Here is a 17,942-nt window from a genome sequence, read left to right on the forward strand (position 1 = left end):
CTGAAAAGGCCTACGTTCTTGCAGGATTGTCGAGCATGTCTCGGTGCGCCTATGTCGCCTGCTTCTGCAGGGCAGAAAGTGACGCTGCGCGTCAGTGGATTATGAGACGCCCGTCTCGAAGTGCTCTGGATGGTCACTGTGAGATGGCTTCAGGGGCGCTTTGGCCCTTTGGACCTTATGGTCTGAGATGGTGGTGTCGGCCACATACGCAGTCAGGCGAGCGCTTGTCGCACCGTGCCTTGCGTCAAGCTTCCCTGCCTCTTACCGTCGATGTTTTCGCAACATCCAGGAACTCCGCTCATGAAAACCCTGTTTGTAGGGCTGGCGCTCGCGCTAGCTGCTACTTCCGCCGTGGCGGCCGAGGTCGAAAGCCACGGCACCCATCCTTTCGGTATCCGTGATCTGGTGATGATGGATCGCGTCGGCGACCCGCAGCTCTCGCCCGATGGCCACCAGGCGCTGTATACCTTGCGCGCCACCGACTACGCCGCGAACAAGGGCATCACCTCGATCTATGTGCTCGATCTCGCCAAGGGCAGCACGCCGGTCAAGTTGGCGGAGAAGGCCTCTTCGCCGCGTTGGTCTTCGGATGGTTCGGCGATCTACTACGTGGCAGAGAAGGACGGTGTGTCACAGCTCTGGCGTCGCCCGCTCGGTACATCAGCCACCGCAACGCAGGTGACGCATGCGCCGATTGATGTCGATGGCTACAAGCTCTCACCGGATGGCAAGAAGGCACTTCTGACCTTTGGCGTGTTCACTGATTGCGCCGATCTTGCTTGCACCAAGGAGCGTCTGGACGGCCGGGAGAAAGACAAGGCCTCGGGCACTGTGTACGACAAGCTTTTGGTGCGCCATTGGGATACGTGGGCCGATGGCCGACGCGCCCAGCTCTTCATCACCGACCTAGATAATCCGTCCGAGCAGCCGATGCGGCTCACGCGCGGCATCGATGGCGACGTGCCAAGCAAGCCCTTCGGCGACGACGGCGAATTCAGCTTCTCGCCGGACGGCAAGACGGTGTACTTCGATGTGCGCATTGCGGGCAACAGCGAGCCGTGGTCGACCAACTTCGACGTCTACAGTGTGCCGGCGGATGGTTCGGCCGCGCCGCGCAACCTGACAGCGGACAATCCGGCTTGGGATGCGTTCCCGGTGCCATCGCCGGATGGCAAGACGCTGTACTACCTGGCCATGAAGGTGCCGGTGTCCGAAGCTGACCGCTTCCGCATCATGGCGCTGGATCTTGCCAGCGGCCAGAAGCACGAAGTAGCGCCCAATTGGGATCGCTCTGCAGGCGGCATGCAGGTTTCGGCGGACGGCAAGACGCTTTATGTGACTGCCGACGACAATGGCCAGCATCCTCTGTTCGCCGTGGACGCTGTCAGCGGCAAAGTCACCACGCTCGTCACCAATGGCGAAGTGGGTGCCTACTCCTTAGGTAAGTCGTCGTTGCTGGTGCAGCGTGACGATCTGAAGCGTTCGGCTGATCTCTACACGGCTGACCTGCAGGGCAAGGGCCTCAAGCAGGTGTCGCATTACAACGTCGAGCGCCTCAAGAAGACGCAGATGGGTGAGCCCGAGTTCTTCACGTTCAAGGGGTGGAACAACGAAACCGTGCAGGGCTACGTGGTTAAGCCGGTCGGTTACAAGTCCGGCAAGAAGTATCCGGTCGCCTTCATCATTCATGGCGGTCCGCAGGGCGCCATGAACAATGCGTGGAGCTATCGCTGGAACCCGCAGACTTACGCGGGCCAGGGCTTCGCCGTGGTCACCATCAACTTCCACGGCTCCACCGGCTACGGCCAGGCGTTCACCGATTCGATCTCGGGTGACTGGGGTGGCAAGCCGCTGGAAGACCTCAAGGCTGGATGGAGCGCCGCGCTGTCCAAGTACGGCTTCCTCGATGGCGATCGCGCCTGCGCACTGGGCGCCAGCTACGGTGGCTACATGATTTACTGGATGGCTGGCGTGTGGAACCAGCCGTGGAAGTGTCTGGTCGATCATGACGGCGTGTTCGATGCGCGCGCCATGTACTACGACACCGAAGAGCTGTGGTTCGAGGAACGCGAGAACGGCGGCACGCAGTACGAGCACCCAGAGAACTACGAGAAGTTCAACCCCGTCAACCACGTCAAGGATTGGCGCGTACCGATGTTGGTGGTTCACTCGGCCAAGGATTTCCGCATCCCCGATACACAGGGCCTGGGTGCATTCACTGCGCTGCAGCGTCGCGGCATTCCCAGCAAACTGCTGCATTTCCCCGACGAGAATCATTGGGTGCTCAAGCCGCAGAACAGCGTGCAATGGCATGAGACGGTGAATGCGTGGCTGAAGGAGTGGACGGCGAAGGACGCTTCGGCGACGCCGGCCAAGTAATCACCGCGTTCTGAAAGTAAAAACGGCGACCTAAGGGTCGCCGTTTTTACTTCGTTGTCGGAGTGCTTTGGCGCGCCCCCCTAGGGTCAGAGCCAGCGATTTCGCTTGAGCGTAATGTAGATCGTCACGACGATCGTAAGCACCAAGCCGATGATCACTGGATAGGCCCATGGCTTGGCGAGTTCAGGCATGTGCGTAAAATTCATGCCGTACCAGCTCGTGATCAGAGTAGGGGCGGCGAGCATGGCCGCGTAGCCGGCCAGGCGCTTCATCACCTCGTTCTGACCAAAGGTGACCAGGGACAGGTTCACGTTGATAGCGGCGGCGAGCATTTCACGCATGGCGCTGATCGATTCGTTGACGCGAAACACGTGGTCGTATACGTCTCGGAAATAAGCGCGCAGTTCGTCGGGAATGAGTTGCGGGTGCTGGCGTACCAACTGGCTGATGATGTCCTGCATGGGGGCTACCGCCAGCCGCAACGTCATCAGGTCGCGCTGCATATCGTATAGGCGGCGGATGGTGCTGCGCTTGAAGGTGTCGGAGAAGATGTCCTTCTCTAGTTCCTGCAATTCTTCGCGGAAGTCGCGCACGATGGGGAGCAAATTGTCGACGATGAAGTCGAGCACGCCGTAAAGGCCATAGGCTGGGCCGAGCGCTAGCAGCTCGGGTGTGTGCTCGCAGTTACGCCGGGCGGGGGCGTAGGAAAGCGAGGCACCGTGGCGTACCGTGACCAGATAACGCGGCCCCAGGAAGACGTGCGTTTCGCCGAAGGCGATGTGTCCGCTGACCAACTGCGCGGTCTGTACCACGATGAACAGTGAATCGCCGTAGGCTTCGATCTTAGTGCGCTGATGCGCGTGCTGGGCGTCCTCGATCGCAAGATCATGCAGATCGAACTCTTCCTGGAGCTTTTGCAGCAAGGTCTCATCTGGCTCATGCAGCCCCACCCAGACGAACGTATCGGGTTCTTTCAGCACTTCGCTGATGTCATCGAGGCTGGTGTCGCCGATGCGCTGCCCGTCAAAACGATAGGCAACACAATTGACGACCATTGATGAGGGCGCTGACTCAACTGTGGGTTTGGCGACGGTCATATGCATAGGCAAATGATGCGCCGCCATCGAAGTCTGGGCAACGACAGCAGCTCAGGCAGTCGGGTTGCTCGGCTCAGAATGACGACGCATGCACCACGCCATCACAAGCCATACCGGCAGCGCGAACAGCAGCCAAGGCTGGTTCTGTTGCACCACGCCGGGCAGCAGATGCATCAGGCAGGCGGCCAGTACGGCTAGCAGTTGCAGGGCAATCAGTCCGTTGGCCAAGCGCGAAACGGCGAGGCGCTTGCGCGAGCGCCACAACGCGGGCAGCAGGAAGAACGCCAGCGGGTTGAACAGCAGTAGGTTGGCGTTGGCCCACGCCGAATGATGTGTAGTGAGCGCCCAGAGAATTAGCAGCGTTACGCCGACGAAACCGGCCAGTACCAGATAGACACTGCCCAGCAGGGCGTAGACGATCGGTGCGAAGCGGCGGGTGGCGAGCAGTAGGGCAGCGAAGACGAGGCCGGCCAGAGCCAGCGGTAGGCGAAGGTCGGGCGCCGTGGCCGGCGGTGGAACGAGGCGGTTCGGTGAGAGTTCCTGCTCGTCCAGCACTAGCTGCTGCGCTTTACCTTCGACGCCAGTCACGGTGACGTGGCTGATCTCGTGTTGCAAGACCTCTGGCAGGAAGCTCTCCTGCCAGGCATTGAGCGGCTGGTCGGCATAGGGGCCCAGGCCGAGATCGAGGATCAGCATGAGCCAGGCCTGCTGGCTCATCAGGCGCGCTGTCTGCTGGCGGAACGTCATGCCGCCCGGGCGCGCTTCGAGCTGCGGTTTCAGGGTGCCGCCGAGTGCCTTGTCCAGCGCGTCACGCACGCGCGTGGCGCAATTCCGAACGTAGTAGTCGTATTCGTAGCGCACGTTTTCCGGCTGCAGATTCCACAGCAGGTAGTCGCGCAGGTCGGCCGCCTGTGCCGGCGTGAAGGCGAGGTGCTGGCGCGTTACCGAGCGTCCGACGTCGACGTAGTAGTGCTGGTCGACGTCCGAGGGTGCGGCGTCCATCAGGTAGTGCATCTGGCCGCGTGCAAAATTCAGCAGAAAGCCGCTCTCATCGAAGTCGAACACGCCGTAGTTGAAGGTGACGGCTTCACCGCTCACGGTGTCGCGCAACTCGATGGCGTCGTGCCCAAAGCGCTCCCAGTAGGTGTCGCCCGGTCCGTAAGTGATCAGCGACACTTCCAAGTTGCTGCCGGGCGCGTTGGCCACGCCCGCACGGGCGTGCGATGGCCAGAGCAGCGCGCAACACACGACCAAGCCGACGAAACCGCTGATGAAGCGGCGCACGATCGATGCCGCCGGCATCCTGCCCCGATGGTGCACGATCAACCGTCCTTGAGGCGTGTTACGCGGAAGGCCTGCACGCGCCGGTCGTCCGCTTCGGTGACGTGAAATTGGTAGCCGCCTATGGTGATTTCCTCGCCCACTTCCGGCAGATGGCCAAATTCGGAGGTACACATGCCGCCGACCGTGTCGAACTCTTCATCGGAAAAGTTGGCGCCCGTCTGTTCGTTGAAGTCGGCGATAGGGGTGAGCGCGCTGACGGCCCAGCCCCCGTCCGACTGCTCGTGCATCAGCGTGGGTTCTTCCTCGTCGTCGTGCTCGTCATCGATCTCGCCGACGATCTGCTCAAGCACGTCTTCGATGGTGATCAGGCCGGCGACGCCACCGTATTCGTCAACCACCAGCGCCATGTGGTTGCGTGTATGGCGGAACTCCGCCAGCAGCACATTCAGGCGCATGGATTCGGGAATGAGCACGGCCGGGCGCAGCACGCTGGCGATGTCGAAATGGTCGCCATTGCCGACGAAGCGAAGCAGGTCCTTCGCAAGCAGGATGCCGAGGATGTCGTCCTTGTCTTCGCCGTGTACGGGGAAGCGCGAGTGGCCGGATTCGACGACGGTGTCGAGAATCTCGCTCAGCGGTGCCTCGGCGGAGAGCATCACGATCTGGGTGCGCGGGATCATGACGTCATCCACGCTCAGCTCGGTGACCTTAATGGCACCCTCGACCATGGTCAGGGTGTCAGGAGACATCAGGCCATTGGCCTGGGCGGTGCGCAGCTCGTCGATGAGCTCCTTCCGGTTGCGCGGTTCGCCGGAAAACATGTGGCCCAGTCGATCCCACCAACTGCGGTGGGCCGGGCCGCTGGTACTGCCAGGGTCCTCGTTCATTACTCGTGTAGATGCTGCCCGATACCGGGCGGAACAGTCAGTCTAGCCGAAAATTCGTGACGATTCAGGAACAAGGAGCGGGAGGGGCGAAGCCGGGACCGGGCCGGGGGCGCTAGGCAACCCGCTCCTGCGGGTAGTGGGCTCGTGGCTGGCTCATCGCGCCTGTTCCGTCGGGTTGATGGCTTGCCCGGTGAGCGGGTTCCAACCTTTGGCAGCCAGGGCGGTCCACGCGGTCGCACCGAGGTGCGGCTGGTGGTAGTAGAAGAAGTCGGCGTAAGTAGAGGTGGGGCCGATCGCGAAGTCAGTGGCGATGCGCGCCTGTGGCGTCGCGTAGAGCATGCCGCCAGCGCTGCGTTGGGCTAGGAGCAACCGCCACAACGTGTCGGGCACGGGTTTTCCGCTGGCGAGCAAGGCAGTGGCGACTTGGGCCGTTCCTTCTGTCCACACGCCGTCGGGGTGGCGCCGATAGCCGTAGCCGTCACCACTGCGATGCTGCGATTCGACCCACGACCACACCTGGTTCCATTCGACGGGGTGCGGGTTGAAGGCAAGCAGCGGCCAGACTTGTGCATCGAGGCCCGACTTGTCGCGGGAGAGTGTCCTGCCGTCGTCCAGCGTACCGACCAGGAAGCGGTGCTGTTCCGGGTCCCACATCGACTTCACGAAGTCACCCGCTGTCTTGGCTTGTTGGGCCAGCGCGGCATCGCGGGTGTAGCGCCCCGCCCAGGTAGCGGCGGCATAGACGTCCAGGTTGTGTTCCGTGGCCTTCCAGTGCTGTTGGCGCTGCGCGTTGTCGTAGCCAAATAACCCGCCTTCGTAGGCGGGTGGCGCGCTACCGAGCGTATGTGCCTGGATCCAGCGTAACTGGGCGATGGCGCCGTCGAGATAGCGCCGATCGTGGGTGCTGTCGTACACGGTGAGCATCAGCAAGGCGGCCCAGGCCGCATTGCCGGTGGCGGTGCCTACTTGATAGGGATCCTGGCTCCAGTAATTGCCCTGGCTTTGCCAGTAGCCGGGGAGCTCGACTTTCCCGCTACCTATCGAACCAGCGAGATAAGCGTTGCGCAGTCGCCCGTCGTTGAAGGTTGGGTCGTGCGATGCCGCAAGCAGCAGCGCGTTGGCGATGCGACGGGCCTGAGCCTGGTCGCCACAGGCAGTGAGTGCGATGCCCGCGAGGGCGTTGTCGTAGACGAATGCCACGTTTTCCAGCGCGCGAACCGAACCAGGTGGTAAGCCCGGATAGCTAGGCAGAAGCATCGGCCCATCGCCCGGCACGGATGCGGCCGCTGCATGCATGGCACTACATGTCGCCTGGGCTAGTGTCTGCCGAAGGGCGTCGGTCGACAGCGCGGGCGGGGAAGCGATCGCCGCCAACAGAAGTCCCATGGCGAGCAGAAGACGTCGTTGCATTTGTATGCCTGCTTCCATCGCGCTGCTTAGTGCCGGCAGATACGCTGCGAAAGGGCGTGCCGGCCGGCGTGCTTGTGGACGAGTCGTATTCAGTCGGCGTCGTCGACGGTGTAGGGATCATCAATGCCGAGTCCGGCCAGCACTCGTGTTTCCAGCGCCTCCATGGCCTCGGCCTCGTCATCCTCGATATGGTCGTAGCCGAGAAGGTGCAGCACGCCGTGCACGGTCATGTGCGCCCAGTGGTTGCGGGCTAGCTTGCCTTGCTCGGTGGCTTCCTTGGCAACGACAGGCGAACAGATCACCAAGTCGCCGATCAATGGCGATTTGACGCCCGGTGGCAACTCGACCGGAAACGACAGGACGTTAGTGGCGTAGTCCTTGCCGCGATAGTCGCGGTTGAGCGTACGGCCTTCCTTCGCATCGACGATGCGGATGGAAAGCTCCGTTGCCTTGCGCCGTTTCGCACCGCGCAGAGCGGCTTCCACCCACTGGCGGAAACTGGCCGAGGTGGGAACACCCTTGCGCGAGGCGGCATAGCCGACGGACAGCGTTAGTGGCGTACTCACCTCGGCGGCTCCTCGGAACTCTGTTCGAAGGCCTCGTAGGCGCGCACGATCTTCGCCACCAGCGGATGACGTACTACGTCGCGCGATGTGAAAAAGGTGAAGCTGATGCCGTCCACGCCGCGTAGCACTTCAACGGCGTGGCGCAGACCGGAGCGGACGTTGCGCGGCAAATCGACCTGGCTCACGTCACCGGTGATTACCGCGACCGAGCCGAAGCCGATGCGCGTGAGGAACATTTTCATCTGCTCGACGGTGGTGTTCTGCGCTTCGTCGAGGATCACGTAGGAGTCGTTGAGCGTGCGGCCGCGCATATAGGCAAGGGGCGCAATTTCGATTACGTTGCGTTCGATCAGCTTGGCCACCTTTTCGAAGCCGAGCATTTCGTACAGTGCGTCGTAGAGTGGCCGCAGATACGGATCGACCTTCTGCGAGAGATCTCCTGGCAGGAAGCCCAGCTTCTCGCCCGCCTCTACCGCGGGACGCACCAGCAGCAGGCGCTGCACGCGATTGGCTTCCAGCGCTTCAACGGCACTGGCCACGGCGAGATAGGTCTTGCCAGTGCCGGCGGGGCCTACGCCAAAGCTGATGTCGTGCGTGGTGATGGCGTGCAGGTAGCGTGCCTGGTTTGGGCCACGCCCCTTGATGACACCGCGCTTCACCTTGATGCTGACGTCCTGTGCGCTATCGGCGGCGTCGTTGGCGATGGCGTCAATGCCGGACTCGGCAAGGTGTAGGTTGATCTTCGCGCCGTTGAGCGACTCGTTCTCGGTCACCGCATAAAGCGCGCGCACCACCTTTTCGGTCGCGCGCGAAGCACCTTCTTCGCCGATCACCTGGAATAGGCTGCCACGGTGGTTGATTTCCACGCCCAAGCGCAATTCGATCTGGCGCAAGTGCTCGTCGAAGGGGCCGCAGAGGTTGGAAAGCCGGGCGTTGTCTTCCGGCTCGAGGGAGAAATCGCGTTGATTGAGGCCGTTAGTCATGTTTTTGTGTCAAAGATGCCGATGCATCACGTAGACATCGGTCGGGCCATGTGCAGCGTGGCGGAACGCGCCCGGCACCTGCCCGACGATGCGGAAACCGTGGCGCTGCCATAGGCGCACCGCGGTGGTATTGGTTGAGACGACAAAGTTGAACTGCATAGCGGTGAAGCCCGCGTCGCGGGCCTGCATCATGGAGTGCTCGCACATGGCGGAGGCTACGCCCTGTCCGCGTGCCGCAGAGGAGACCATGTAGCCGGCGTTGGCCACGTGATCGCCAAGTCCAGGTTGGTTGGGGCGGAGCATGTAGCAGCCAAGCACGAGTTTCGCTCGTTCGGCGATGAAGCAGTGCGTGGGCGGCGAAGTCCACCAGTCGCGCGCCTGTTCAAAACTCAGGTCGGGCGGGTAGCTATAAGTGTCCCCCGCAGCGACAACGCTGCGGAACAGCGGCCAGGCGAGGGTGAACTCGTCTGGTCCGATTTCGCGAATCGAAAGCGCAGGCGTCACGAGGCCAGGGCGACGTCTTCGTCGGCGAGCTTCACGCGGCCACGCAGCGAGTTGCTCATCGCCTCGGTGATCACCACGTCGACGAACTGGCCGATCATGCGCGTGCTGCCCGGGAAGTTCACGAAGCGCATGTTCTCGGTGCGGCCGGTGACTTCGTTCGCGCTCTTCTTGCTGACTTTTTCCACCAGGACACGCTGCACGGTGCCAATCATGGTTTCGTTAATCTGGCGCGCGTTGTCGTTGAGCTTGGCCTGCAGGCGGGAGAGTCGCGCGTGCTTCACTTCCTGCGACGTGTCATCCGCCAGGTTAGCTGCCGGCGTACCAGGGCGCGAGGAGAAGATGAAGGAGAAGCTCTGGTCGAAGCCGATGTCTTCGATCAACTTCATGGTCTTCTCGAAATCGTCGTCGGTCTCGCCAGGGAAGCCCACGATGAAGTCGGACGAAATGCAGATGTCTGGGCGCACCGCGCGCAGCTTGCGGATTTTCTGCTTGAACTCAAGCGCCGTGTAGCCGCGCTTCATGGCGGCAAGGATGCGATCCGAACCGGCCTGCACTGGTAAGTGCAGGAAATTGCACAGCTGCGGCACGTTGGCGTACGCCTCGATCAGCGAGTCGGAGAACTCCAGCGGATGTGAGGTGGTGAAGCGAATGCGACCGATGCCGTCGATCTGCGCGATAGCGTGGATCAGCACGGCGAGGTCGGCGGTGCCGCCATCGTGCGTCGGGCCTCGATAGGCGTTGACGTTCTGGCCAAGCAGGTTCACTTCGCGTACGCCCTGCTCGGCGAGCTGGGCGACCTCCACAATCACGTCGTCGAACGGACGGCTGATTTCCTCGCCGCGGGTGTAAGGCACCACGCAGTACGAGCAGTACTTGGAGCAGCCTTCCATGATTGACACGAAGGCGGTGGGGCCTTCGGCGCGCGGCTCGGGCAGGCGGTCGAACTTCTCGATCTCGGGGAAGCTGATGTCCACCTGCGGCTTGCCGGAGGCTCGCTGCGCCTCGATCAGGTCGGGCAGGCGGTGCAGCGTCTGCGGGCCAAATACCAGATCTACATAGGGCGCGCGCTTGATGATGTCCTGGCCCTCCTGCGAGGCCACGCAGCCGCCGACGCCGATCAACACCGCTTTGCCACCTTTCTTGTGCTCCTTCCAGCGTCCGAGCTGGCTGAAGACCTTTTCCTGTGCCTTTTCGCGGATGGAGCACGTGTTGATCAGGATGACGTCCGCCTCGGATTCGTCCTGCGTCAGTTCCAGACCGTGCGAGGCCTTGAGCACGTCGGCCATCTTGGCGGAGTCGTACTCGTTCATCTGGCAGCCGTGAGTCTTGATGAAAAGCTTGCCGGTCATGGGCTTGGGTACCGTCGTTCAAGGAGGCGGCGGGTAGGCCGCCGAACCCCACAGTTTACGCGCCAAACGTCCCAGTCGCCACTGGAACGGGCTTGCCAGATCAATCACTTAAGTGGCCTGGATGCCTTCTCCAGGTCTGCAAAACGGGTAATGCCGCACGAATCAGCCTTGTCCCGCTTGGCGGACGCCCAGCGCGAGAGCACACTGCCGCCGGGCCCGGTTCTTGCGCTACACGCCGGGGAGAAGTTGGCGAAGGGGGATCGATGTCGGTGTTTGACCGGGATGAGGCCGCCGCCAAGGTTGGGCGGCCCGAGGGAAGTCCGTGACCGGGCTGTCCACATCACGGCTGCGCACGCCGATGCGCTGGCTGGTGGCTGCCTGCGCGATCCTGATGGGGTTCTTGGTGTTTCCTCGGGCGGGTCATGCCGGGGCGTTGTATCGCTGCACCGGTTCGTCGGGTGAGGTGGTCTTCAGTAGTAGCACTGCCGGTTATCAGGGATGCAGCCGCATCGCGGGCGCATCCGAGCCGGTGCGTAGAAAGCCAACGGCCACGTCTTCTGCCCCGTCACTGACCGGGGTCAAGGACTCGGCCGATACCTCTGCAAGCAAGGCGTTGGTGGCGAGCACGCCGCAACCCCCGTCGGTGGCTTGGGTGAAGGATTCCGTCGATACCACCGCGCGTGTCGTTCCGCCCGCGCAGCCGTCCCAGTCCACCACGCCCACCGGCAAGCCAGGGCAGTGGAGCTACAGCGAAGCCAGCCCCGCTCGAAGTGATTCGGTGCCCGACAAGCCAGTCGCAGACGTGGCCGATGATGGCAGTCGCGTCTTGCGTGGCGCGGTCTACCGCGTGGTGCGCAAGGACGGCAGCGTGGAGTACACGAACCTGCGGCCCGCCGGTGATCAGGGGCGCGCAGTGACCATGTTGTTCAGCTATATCGCCACCTGTGCCGCGTGCAATCTGCATTCGAACATCCGCTGGGATTCGGTGGCACTCAATCTCGGTGCCTATGCGGATGTGATCCAACTGGCGAGCCAAGAGTCGGGTGTGGACGAGGCCTTCCTGCGGGCCATCATCCATGCAGAGAGTGCATTCAATCCGCGGGCGCTTTCGATCAAGGGTGCACAGGGCCTGATGCAGCTGATGCCCGCCACGGCCACCAATATGGGTGTGCGCGATGCTTTCGATACAGCGCAGAACATTCGCGGCGGCGCCCGTTATCTCGCCTTGCTGATGCGCACCTTCAATGGCAACGAGCGCCTTGCGGCGGCGGCTTACAACGCAGGCCCCGGAAACGTGCAGAAGTACAACGGTGTGCCGCCCTTTGCCGAAACGCAGGTTTACGTGGAGCGCGTGGGCACGCTACGCAAGCGCTATGGGTTGGCTATCCATCCATCCGGTGGTCGCGTACCGGTGGCAGCTGCTGGGATGTCAGCCATCCAGTGACGCCGTCGGCGTCATCGGTGGGCGCTGGGCCAGGATCACCTCAGTGTGGAACGGCGCGCCGTTGCGCAGGCCAGAGACTTCCACCTTGCTGCCGGGCTTGAACGCGGCTTCGTGGCGGCGCAGGTCAGCAGGATCGACGATGTCTTCCGTGCCGATGCGCAGCAATATGTCGTGTGGCTGGATGCCGGCCTGGGCCGCCGGGCCACCGGGGTAGATGTCGGTGACCTGTGCGCCGCGCGCCGCCGCCGGCAGGCCGCTGTCGGCGGCGACAGGTACGAAGGTGTAGTCGGCGCCCATCCAGCCGCGGACGACATGACCCGAATCGATAATCTGATCGAGCACGCGCTTGGCGCTGGCCACGGGGATGGCGAAGCTGATGCCTTCGGCGTTGGCGGCTTTGCCGATGAGTAGGGTGTTGATGCCCACCAGTTCGCCGTCGGTGTTGACCAGAGCACCACCCGAATTACCGAGGTTGATCGCCGCGTCCGTCTGGATAAAGTCTTCGGGGCTGGACGTATTCAACTGACGCCCGATGGCGCTGATGATGCCCATCGTTACCGTCTGGTTGAGGCCTAGCGGGTTGCCGATGGCTAGCACGACATCGCCCGTGCGTCCGGGGCGTTGATCGGCGATGTGGATCACCGGCAGGTTGCCGGCGTCGATGCGCAGCACGGCGAGGTCGGTCTCCTGATCGGCGCCAACCACGGTGGCCTTGGCGACGCGGCCGTCGTACAGCAGCACCTGGATGTCGTCGGCATTGGCGATGACGTGATTGTTGGTAAGCACGTAGCCCTGCTGCACGATCACACCTGATCCCAGACTTTGCTCACGCCGCTTGTAGGCGGGGCCCGCAGGGCGTCCGCCGAACAGGCGCTGGAGCACGGGGTCCGTGTACATCTGCACGGCTTGCTCGGTCACCATCTTGTTGGCGTAGATGTTCACCACCGAGGGCGCCGCCTTGGCGACGGCATCGGCGTAGGACATCGGACCGCTCGAGTGTGTCGGCGCCGGTGTGCTTACGGAGTCGGTGGTCGGGTGTACAACCCCGAGATGTTCCCGCAGTCGATTGCCCACGTTCGGCAAGACCAGGCTGATGATGAAGGCAACCGCCAGCCCGAGCACCACGAAGCGAGCAATGAATGCGAGCGTGCCAGCGGCATGTTTCATGTCGTTAAAGCGTTTCGCAGCAAGGTGTTAGAGAGTGGTGTGTACAGGTGTCGCAGGCGTTGCGGCTTTATTGTACGAGCCATGCCATGACGCTAGACTAACGCGATTTGCGGGAGTCAGATTCTGCTGGCGCTTGCGAAGCGGGTTGTTCCGGGGTTTCCCCGGTGCGCCAGGCGCCTGACAACGGAAGGCTTGTGGCTCTGCTGCATGCTCATCGTGCTGGTACCGCGCGTGCCTGCTGTTCTCTAAGGGGGAGACTTAGGGGGATTTTCCGGTCGCAGCATGTAGTCTCTTGCTGTCGGACTTGATCGACGCGCTTGGCAAGCACCTGTGGAACTCATTAAGTTCCGCGTCTCAATGGCATAAGTACCGGAGAGCCTGATGGCGAACGAAGTCGTCGATCACGGCCGCCGCCGCTTCCTCACAGCGACCACGGCAGTGGTCGGAGGTGTGGGAGTCGTCACGGCAGTCGTGCCCTTCATTAAGTCGTGGGAACCCAGTGCGCGGGCTAAGTCCGCAGGTGCCCCGGTCACTATCGACATCAGCAAGGTCGAAGAGGGCCAGCGGGTAACGTACCCGTGGCGTGGCCTGCCAGTGTTCGTGGTCAACCGCACAAAGGTGCAGCTCGACGCGCTGCCCAGCCAGGACCCACGCTTGGTCGATGCCAAGTCTGACTCCAGCTCGGCCGAACAGCAGCCCAAGTACGCGCAGAACGAAGCACGTTCGATCAAGCCCGAGTGGCTGGTGCTGGTGGGGCTGTGTACGCACCTGGGCTGCGTGCCCGATTTCGTGCCGGTGATGAAGCCCGAGCCGTTCGATCCCGACTGGAAGGGTGGTTTTTACTGCCCCTGCCACAAGTCGCGTTACGACATGTCCGGTCGCGTCTACCAGGGCGTGCCTGCACCGAAGAACCTGTTGGTGCCTCCGTACCATTTCGTTGACGACACGCACATCCAGGTTGGCGTGGATCCGAAGGAGGCAGGCTGATGGCCAACGTATTCACGCGTGTCGGCGATTGGGTCAACGAGCGGGCACCGGGCCTCATGCCCATGTACCGCAAGCACATGACCGAGTACTACGCGCCGAAGAACTTCAATCTTTGGTACTACTTCGGTTCGCTGGCGCTGGTGGTGCTGATCAACCAGATCGTCACCGGCATCTTCCTCACCATGAACTACAAGACGAGTGCGGCGGAAGCCTTCAACTCGGTTGAGTACATCATGCGTGACGTGGAGTGGGGCTGGCTGATCCGCTACATGCACTCCACGGGTGCCTCGCTGTTCTTCGTGGTGGTGTTCCTGCACATGTTCCGCGGGCTGATGTACGGCTCGTACCAGAAGCCGCGCGAATTGGTGTGGCTGCTCGGCATGCTGATCTTCCTGGCGCTGATGGCCGAGGCCTTCATGGGCTACGTGTTGCCGTGGGGCAACATGTCGTTCTGGGGCGCCAAGGTGATCATCTCGCTGTTCGGTACCATCCCGGTGATTGGCGGGTCCTTGGTCGAATGGATCATGGGCGATTACCTGCCGGCCGATGCCACGCTCAACCGCTTCTTTGCGTTGCACGTGATCGCATTGCCGATCGTGCTGCTGCTGTTGGTGGTGCTGCACTTGGCTGCGCTGCACGAAGTGGGTTCGAACAACCCGGACGGCGTGGACACCAAGCATGGCCCGAAGGGCAACCGCTGGGATCCGAAGGCGCCGATGGACGGCATTCCGTTCCATCCGTATTACACGGTGAAGGACCTGTTCGGCCTCGGCTTCTTCCTGGTCATCGCGGCGTTCATCATCTTCTTCGCGCCAACCTTTGGCGGCTGGTTCCTGGAGCATGACAACTTCATTCCGGCCAACAACCTGGTCACGCCGACGCACATCAAGCCGTCGTGGTACTTCACCCCGTTCTACGCGATTCTGCGCATGATCCCGTCGTTCTTCGGCACGGCCTTCTGGGGTGTGCTGGGCATGTTCGGCGCGATCGCGTTGCTGTTCGTGCTGCCATGGATCGATGCTGGAAAGGTGCGTTCCATCCGTTATCGCGGCACCGGCTTCAAGGTGGCGCTGATGACATTCGCGGCCTCGTTCATCGGCTTGGCGCTGGTGGGTGCGGGTGTGGTGGGCGAGCTGACGACTGAGTGGGCGCCCAAGGATGCGACGTTCTGGGAAAACCTGTTCGGTCGCGTGATGACCATCGTCTACTTCGGGTACTTCGTCTTCCTCTGGATCTACACGCGGCTCGGCTGGGAAAAGACCAAGCCAGTTCCGGAGCGGGTGGTGTTTGACCATGACTAAGCGGCAGCCCTCGATGAAGAAAATCATTTCCACGATCGCGCTCACCGTTGGCCTGCTGGTCGGTACCCAATCCGTCATGGCGCAGGAAGAGGGCGGCCTGCCCTCCGCCGGTACCAACATCCGCGATCAGGCTTCGCTGCAGCGTGGCGCCAAGTTGTTTTTCAACTATTGCGTGGGTTGCCACTCGCTGAAGTACGTGCGCTATTCGCGCATGGCCGAGGATCTGGGTCTGTCTGAAGACGAGGTGATGAAGAACCTCAACTTCACGGGCGCCAAGTTCGGTGACGTCGTGATCTCGCACATGCCGGAGGATTCGGCCCAGCAGTTCTTCGGCAAGGCACCGCCAGATCTTTCGCTCGAAGTGCGTGCCAAGACAGCCGACTGGGTCTACGGCTATCTCAATTCCTTCTATGTCGACCCCACCCGTCCGGTGGGTTGGAACAACACGGTGTTCCCGAATGCCTCCATGCCATTCCCGCTGTGGGAGCTGCAGGGCATCCAGACGGCCGTGAAGAAGGAAGGCAGCGACGACGTGGAGAAGCTTGAGCTCTCCCAGCCAGGCAAGCTCACGCAGCCCCAGTACCAGCAGGCCGCTCGTGACCTGACCAACTTCCTGGAGTACGCCGCCGAGCCCGCGGCCCTGCAGCGCCAGCGCTATGGCATCTGGGTGCTGCTCTTCCTGGCGGGCTTCACTTTCCTGGCATATCTGCTAAAGAAGGAGTACTGGAAGGACGTCCACTAAGACGTCACCTTCCAGAGCCTACGGTACGGCGGCCTGCGAGTCCCACACGGGCTTCAGGGTCGCCGTACTTACTGACGCCGATGGGGAGATCGCGCATGGTCCAAAGCGCTCGTTCGCGTACCGCACTCGCCCTATACACCACCGCAGATGGCATCCAGTGCCATCGGACGCGCCTGGTGCTCGCTGCCAAAGGCGTGAGCTATGACCGGGTGATCGTCGATCCCGCCAAGCCGCCGGAAGATTTGCTCGACCTCAACCCCTACGGCACCATGCCGACCCTGGTTGATCGTGACCTGTCCCTCTACAACACCGCGGTCGTCTGCGAATACCTCGACGAACGCTATCCCCACCCCCCATTGATGCCGATCGACCCGTTGTCGAGGGCGCGTCTGCGTCTGGCGAACGTGCGCATCGAGCTGGACTGGCTGCCCGAGATGGATGCCATCAGGGCGGGTGGGCGACCGGCGGACGCTGCCCGCAAGCGGTTGCGCGAGCACCTGCTGTCGACGCTGCCACTGTTCAAGGCCTCCCGTTTCTTCCTGAATCCGGAAATGAGCCTTACCGATTGCCTGGTGGCGCCCGTAGTGTGGCGGCTGCCGTGGCTGGGGGTAGATCTGGGAAGGGAGGGCAAGCCTATCCTGGACTATGGCGAGCGCCTGTTCGCCAGCCAAGGCTATGCCCGCAGCATGACGGCAGAAGAAAAGGCCATGCGACCCTGACTCACCCAGGGCCATCGGTCTTCGCGTGAGCTGTTCCGAGCCCCTACGGGCCGGGCGACGGGCGTTTTATAGCGACGGTGCGACAACTGGCCGTGCCTTGGCATTACACTGACGCCGTCCCATTGGCGCCCCCCGGACCCCGTCCCGCGAGGCGGCGCCCTCCATAGGTTTTTGAATGACCGACGACAAGCTTCCGCCGATGTCCTCCAATCGTCCCTATTTGCTCAGGGCGATTTACGACTGGATCAGCGACAACAATCTGACCCCCTACGTTCTCGTGGACGCCGGGCGGGAAGGGGTGCGAGTGCCACCTCAGGTCATCAAGAACGGTCAGGTCGTGCTGAACCTGGCGATGCGCGCTGTCGCCAATCTGGATCTGGGTAACGACTGGATCAGCTTCCAGGCGCGTTTTTCAGGCGTGAGCCACAACATCCATATCCCAGTTCAGGCCGTGCTGGCGCTGTATGCGCAGGAGAACGGGCAGGGCATGATGTTCCCGGCCGAGGAAGGGGGCGACCAGCCGCCACCGTCTTCGCCTGATCCCGATGACACGCCGCCACCCTCCGATGGCGACCAGGCCATTGAAAAGCCCAAGCGCAATGCGCCCTTCCTGCGGGTGGTGAAGTAAGCCACCCATGAGCGGGTGCCGGCCAAGCCGTCGCCCAAGGCTTCAGTGCAGCTGATTGTCCTTGTGCAGACGGGGGCGCAGAGGGATGACGTTGTTGCCCATCGCCGGCGGCGGCTCGTGTTCGGTCAACAGGCCTGGCAGGTGGGTCTGGATAGTCGGCAAGCTCAGGCCACTGAGCGTGCGCCCGATCAACCAAAGCTTTCCCGGTTCGCGATCGTTGCCATCGATGCTCACTTCGAACGTATAGCAGCGTTCCAGTAGCAACTGGCCTCGCTGACGGAGTAGCCGGACGCCCCGCAGGCCGACGCTTTCATCGAGCAGTTGCAGCCCGTGTTGGCGGCACTGCAAGCGTGCTTCCTGCGCAGCCTGTTCGCGGCCACGGGCCAGTTTGAGCCACAGGCCGATGACGGCCAGCAACAGAAGCAGGATAAACAGGTCAGAAAGCTCGCTCATGCGGCGAGAGTGTAGGCGTTGCGGGCCGCTTGCAAGGGGCGC

General features: G+C 62.4%; 17 protein-coding genes. 7 read left to right on the top strand and 10 right to left on the bottom strand.

All coding sequences use genetic code 11. From position 1 onward, the window contains the following. The first annotated feature begins 300 nt into the window (after window positions 1–300). Window positions 301–2,379 (top strand): S9 family peptidase, encoded by a 2,079-nt coding sequence (locus DyAD56_RS02975; protein ID WP_102301266.1) that lies wholly within the window; start codon window positions 301–303, stop codon window positions 2,377–2,379. Window positions 2,380–2,465: 86 nt separating this feature from the next. Here the strand turns inward: DyAD56_RS02975 and corA are convergent, their stop codons facing one another. The 8 genes from corA to miaB all read right to left on the bottom strand — a co-directional run bounded on the left by corA (window position 2,466) and on the right by miaB (window position 10,459). Beyond that, the gene (gene corA / locus DyAD56_RS02980; protein ID WP_102301267.1) at window positions 2,466–3,434 is read right to left on the bottom strand and encodes a magnesium/cobalt transporter CorA; all 969 of its coding nucleotides are present in this window, start codon (window positions 3,432–3,434) and stop codon (window positions 2,466–2,468) included. A gap of 93 nt (window positions 3,435–3,527) precedes the next feature. Beyond that, complete coding sequence (locus tag DyAD56_RS02985; RefSeq protein WP_102301268.1) at window positions 3,528–4,778, bottom strand: DUF4105 domain-containing protein; 1,251 nt, start codon at window positions 4,776–4,778, stop codon at window positions 3,528–3,530. Window positions 4,779–4,798: 20 nt separating this feature from the next. Continuing rightward, the gene (locus tag DyAD56_RS02990) at window positions 4,799–5,647 is read right to left on the bottom strand and encodes a transporter associated domain-containing protein (protein ID WP_102301269.1); all 849 of its coding nucleotides are present in this window, start codon (window positions 5,645–5,647) and stop codon (window positions 4,799–4,801) included. 153 nt (window positions 5,648–5,800) lie between these two features. After that, a complete protein-coding gene (locus DyAD56_RS02995; RefSeq protein ID WP_199178866.1) occupies window positions 5,801–7,057 on the bottom strand; it encodes a hypothetical protein in 1,257 nt (418 codons plus the stop codon). A gap of 89 nt (window positions 7,058–7,146) precedes the next feature. After that, window positions 7,147–7,623: an rRNA maturation RNase YbeY gene (gene ybeY / locus DyAD56_RS03000; RefSeq protein ID WP_102301270.1), complete on the bottom strand. Its 477-nt coding sequence runs from the start codon at window positions 7,621–7,623 to the stop codon at window positions 7,147–7,149. Beyond that, window positions 7,620–8,606 (bottom strand): PhoH family protein, encoded by a 987-nt coding sequence (locus tag DyAD56_RS03005; protein ID WP_102301271.1) that lies wholly within the window; start codon window positions 8,604–8,606, stop codon window positions 7,620–7,622. Before DyAD56_RS03005 ends, ybeY begins: the two co-directional genes overlap by 4 nt. A gap of 9 nt (window positions 8,607–8,615) precedes the next feature. Beyond that, window positions 8,616–9,110 carry a GNAT family N-acetyltransferase gene (locus DyAD56_RS03010; protein ID WP_102301272.1) on the bottom strand — a complete coding sequence of 165 codons (495 nt, stop codon included), beginning with the start codon at window positions 9,108–9,110 and terminating at the stop codon, window positions 8,616–8,618. After that, window positions 9,107–10,459: a tRNA (N6-isopentenyl adenosine(37)-C2)-methylthiotransferase MiaB gene (miaB, locus tag DyAD56_RS03015; protein WP_102301273.1), complete on the bottom strand. Its 1,353-nt coding sequence runs from the start codon at window positions 10,457–10,459 to the stop codon at window positions 9,107–9,109. The genes DyAD56_RS03010 and miaB overlap by 4 nt, the downstream gene beginning before the upstream one ends. A 322-nt stretch (window positions 10,460–10,781) precedes the next feature. On the opposite strand from miaB, the gene DyAD56_RS03020 reads away from it, so the two are divergent. After that, window positions 10,782–11,903, top strand: a complete 1,122-nt coding sequence (locus DyAD56_RS03020; RefSeq protein WP_233202263.1) for a lytic transglycosylase domain-containing protein — start codon at window positions 10,782–10,784, stop codon at window positions 11,901–11,903. Here the strand turns inward: DyAD56_RS03020 and DyAD56_RS03025 are convergent. Further along, window positions 11,889–13,070, bottom strand: a complete 1,182-nt coding sequence (locus tag DyAD56_RS03025; RefSeq protein WP_102301274.1) for a trypsin-like peptidase domain-containing protein — start codon at window positions 13,068–13,070, stop codon at window positions 11,889–11,891. The two genes, DyAD56_RS03020 and DyAD56_RS03025, sit on opposite strands and share 15 nt — an antisense overlap. Window positions 13,071–13,451: 381 nt before the next feature. Between DyAD56_RS03025 and petA the strand changes: the two genes are divergently transcribed. From petA to DyAD56_RS03050, 5 genes are all read left to right on the top strand, one after another. Beyond that, window positions 13,452–14,057, top strand: a complete 606-nt coding sequence (gene petA / locus DyAD56_RS03030; protein WP_102301275.1) for a ubiquinol-cytochrome c reductase iron-sulfur subunit — start codon at window positions 13,452–13,454, stop codon at window positions 14,055–14,057. Next, window positions 14,057–15,358, top strand: coding sequence for a cytochrome bc complex cytochrome b subunit (locus tag DyAD56_RS03035; RefSeq protein ID WP_102301276.1), 1,302 nt, complete (start codon window positions 14,057–14,059; stop codon window positions 15,356–15,358). The genes petA and DyAD56_RS03035 overlap by 1 nt, the downstream gene beginning before the upstream one ends. Window positions 15,359–15,371: 13 nt before the next feature. Continuing rightward, window positions 15,372–16,100 (top strand): cytochrome c1, encoded by a 729-nt coding sequence (locus DyAD56_RS03040; RefSeq protein WP_102301277.1) that lies wholly within the window; start codon window positions 15,372–15,374, stop codon window positions 16,098–16,100. A 95-nt stretch (window positions 16,101–16,195) separates the two neighbouring features. After that, window positions 16,196–16,819, top strand: coding sequence for a glutathione S-transferase N-terminal domain-containing protein (locus tag DyAD56_RS03045; RefSeq protein WP_102301278.1), 624 nt, complete (start codon window positions 16,196–16,198; stop codon window positions 16,817–16,819). Between the two features lie 175 nt (window positions 16,820–16,994). Next, on the top strand, window positions 16,995–17,447 hold the full coding sequence (locus tag DyAD56_RS03050; protein ID WP_233202264.1) for a ClpXP protease specificity-enhancing factor: 453 nt from the start codon (window positions 16,995–16,997) through the stop codon (window positions 17,445–17,447). Between the two features lie 42 nt (window positions 17,448–17,489). Here the strand turns inward: DyAD56_RS03050 and DyAD56_RS03055 are convergent, their stop codons facing one another. Continuing rightward, entirely contained in the window at window positions 17,490–17,900 is a 411-nt protein-coding gene (locus tag DyAD56_RS03055) for a DUF3301 domain-containing protein (RefSeq protein ID WP_102301279.1), read from the bottom strand. Between the last annotated feature and the right edge of the window lie 42 nt (window positions 17,901–17,942).

Source organism: Dyella sp. AD56 (assembly GCF_002878475.1).
Classification (GTDB): domain Bacteria; phylum Pseudomonadota; class Gammaproteobacteria; order Xanthomonadales; family Rhodanobacteraceae; genus Dyella.

What these genes read in the sequence shown, in the direction of transcription:
- DyAD56_RS03040 (WP_102301277.1), top strand. Translation starts at nt 15,372, where the DNA reads ATGAAGAAAATCATTTCCACGATCGCGCTCACCGTTGGCCTGCTGGTC.
- petA (WP_102301275.1), top strand. Translation starts at nt 13,452, where the DNA reads ATGGCGAACGAAGTCGTCGATCACGGCCGCCGCCGCTTCCTCACAGCG.
- DyAD56_RS03035 (WP_102301276.1), top strand. Translation starts at nt 14,057, where the DNA reads ATGGCCAACGTATTCACGCGTGTCGGCGATTGGGTCAACGAGCGGGCA.
- DyAD56_RS02995 (WP_199178866.1), bottom strand. Translation starts at nt 7,057, where the DNA reads ATGCAACGACGTCTTCTGCTCGCCATGGGACTTCTGTTGGCGGCGATC.
- DyAD56_RS03005 (WP_102301271.1), bottom strand. Translation starts at nt 8,606, where the DNA reads ATGACTAACGGCCTCAATCAACGCGATTTCTCCCTCGAGCCGGAAGAC.
- DyAD56_RS02985 (WP_102301268.1), bottom strand. Translation starts at nt 4,778, where the DNA reads ATGCCGGCGGCATCGATCGTGCGCCGCTTCATCAGCGGTTTCGTCGGC.
- miaB (WP_102301273.1), bottom strand. Translation starts at nt 10,459, where the DNA reads ATGACCGGCAAGCTTTTCATCAAGACTCACGGCTGCCAGATGAACGAG.
- DyAD56_RS02990 (WP_102301269.1), bottom strand. Translation starts at nt 5,647, where the DNA reads ATGAACGAGGACCCTGGCAGTACCAGCGGCCCGGCCCACCGCAGTTGG.
- DyAD56_RS03050 (WP_233202264.1), top strand. Translation starts at nt 16,995, where the DNA reads ATGACCGACGACAAGCTTCCGCCGATGTCCTCCAATCGTCCCTATTTG.
- DyAD56_RS03025 (WP_102301274.1), bottom strand. Translation starts at nt 13,070, where the DNA reads ATGAAACATGCCGCTGGCACGCTCGCATTCATTGCTCGCTTCGTGGTG.
- DyAD56_RS03045 (WP_102301278.1), top strand. Translation starts at nt 16,196, where the DNA reads ATGGTCCAAAGCGCTCGTTCGCGTACCGCACTCGCCCTATACACCACC.
- DyAD56_RS02975 (WP_102301266.1), top strand. Translation starts at nt 301, where the DNA reads ATGAAAACCCTGTTTGTAGGGCTGGCGCTCGCGCTAGCTGCTACTTCC.
- DyAD56_RS03055 (WP_102301279.1), bottom strand. Translation starts at nt 17,900, where the DNA reads ATGAGCGAGCTTTCTGACCTGTTTATCCTGCTTCTGTTGCTGGCCGTC.
- corA (WP_102301267.1), bottom strand. Translation starts at nt 3,434, where the DNA reads ATGGTCGTCAATTGTGTTGCCTATCGTTTTGACGGGCAGCGCATCGGC.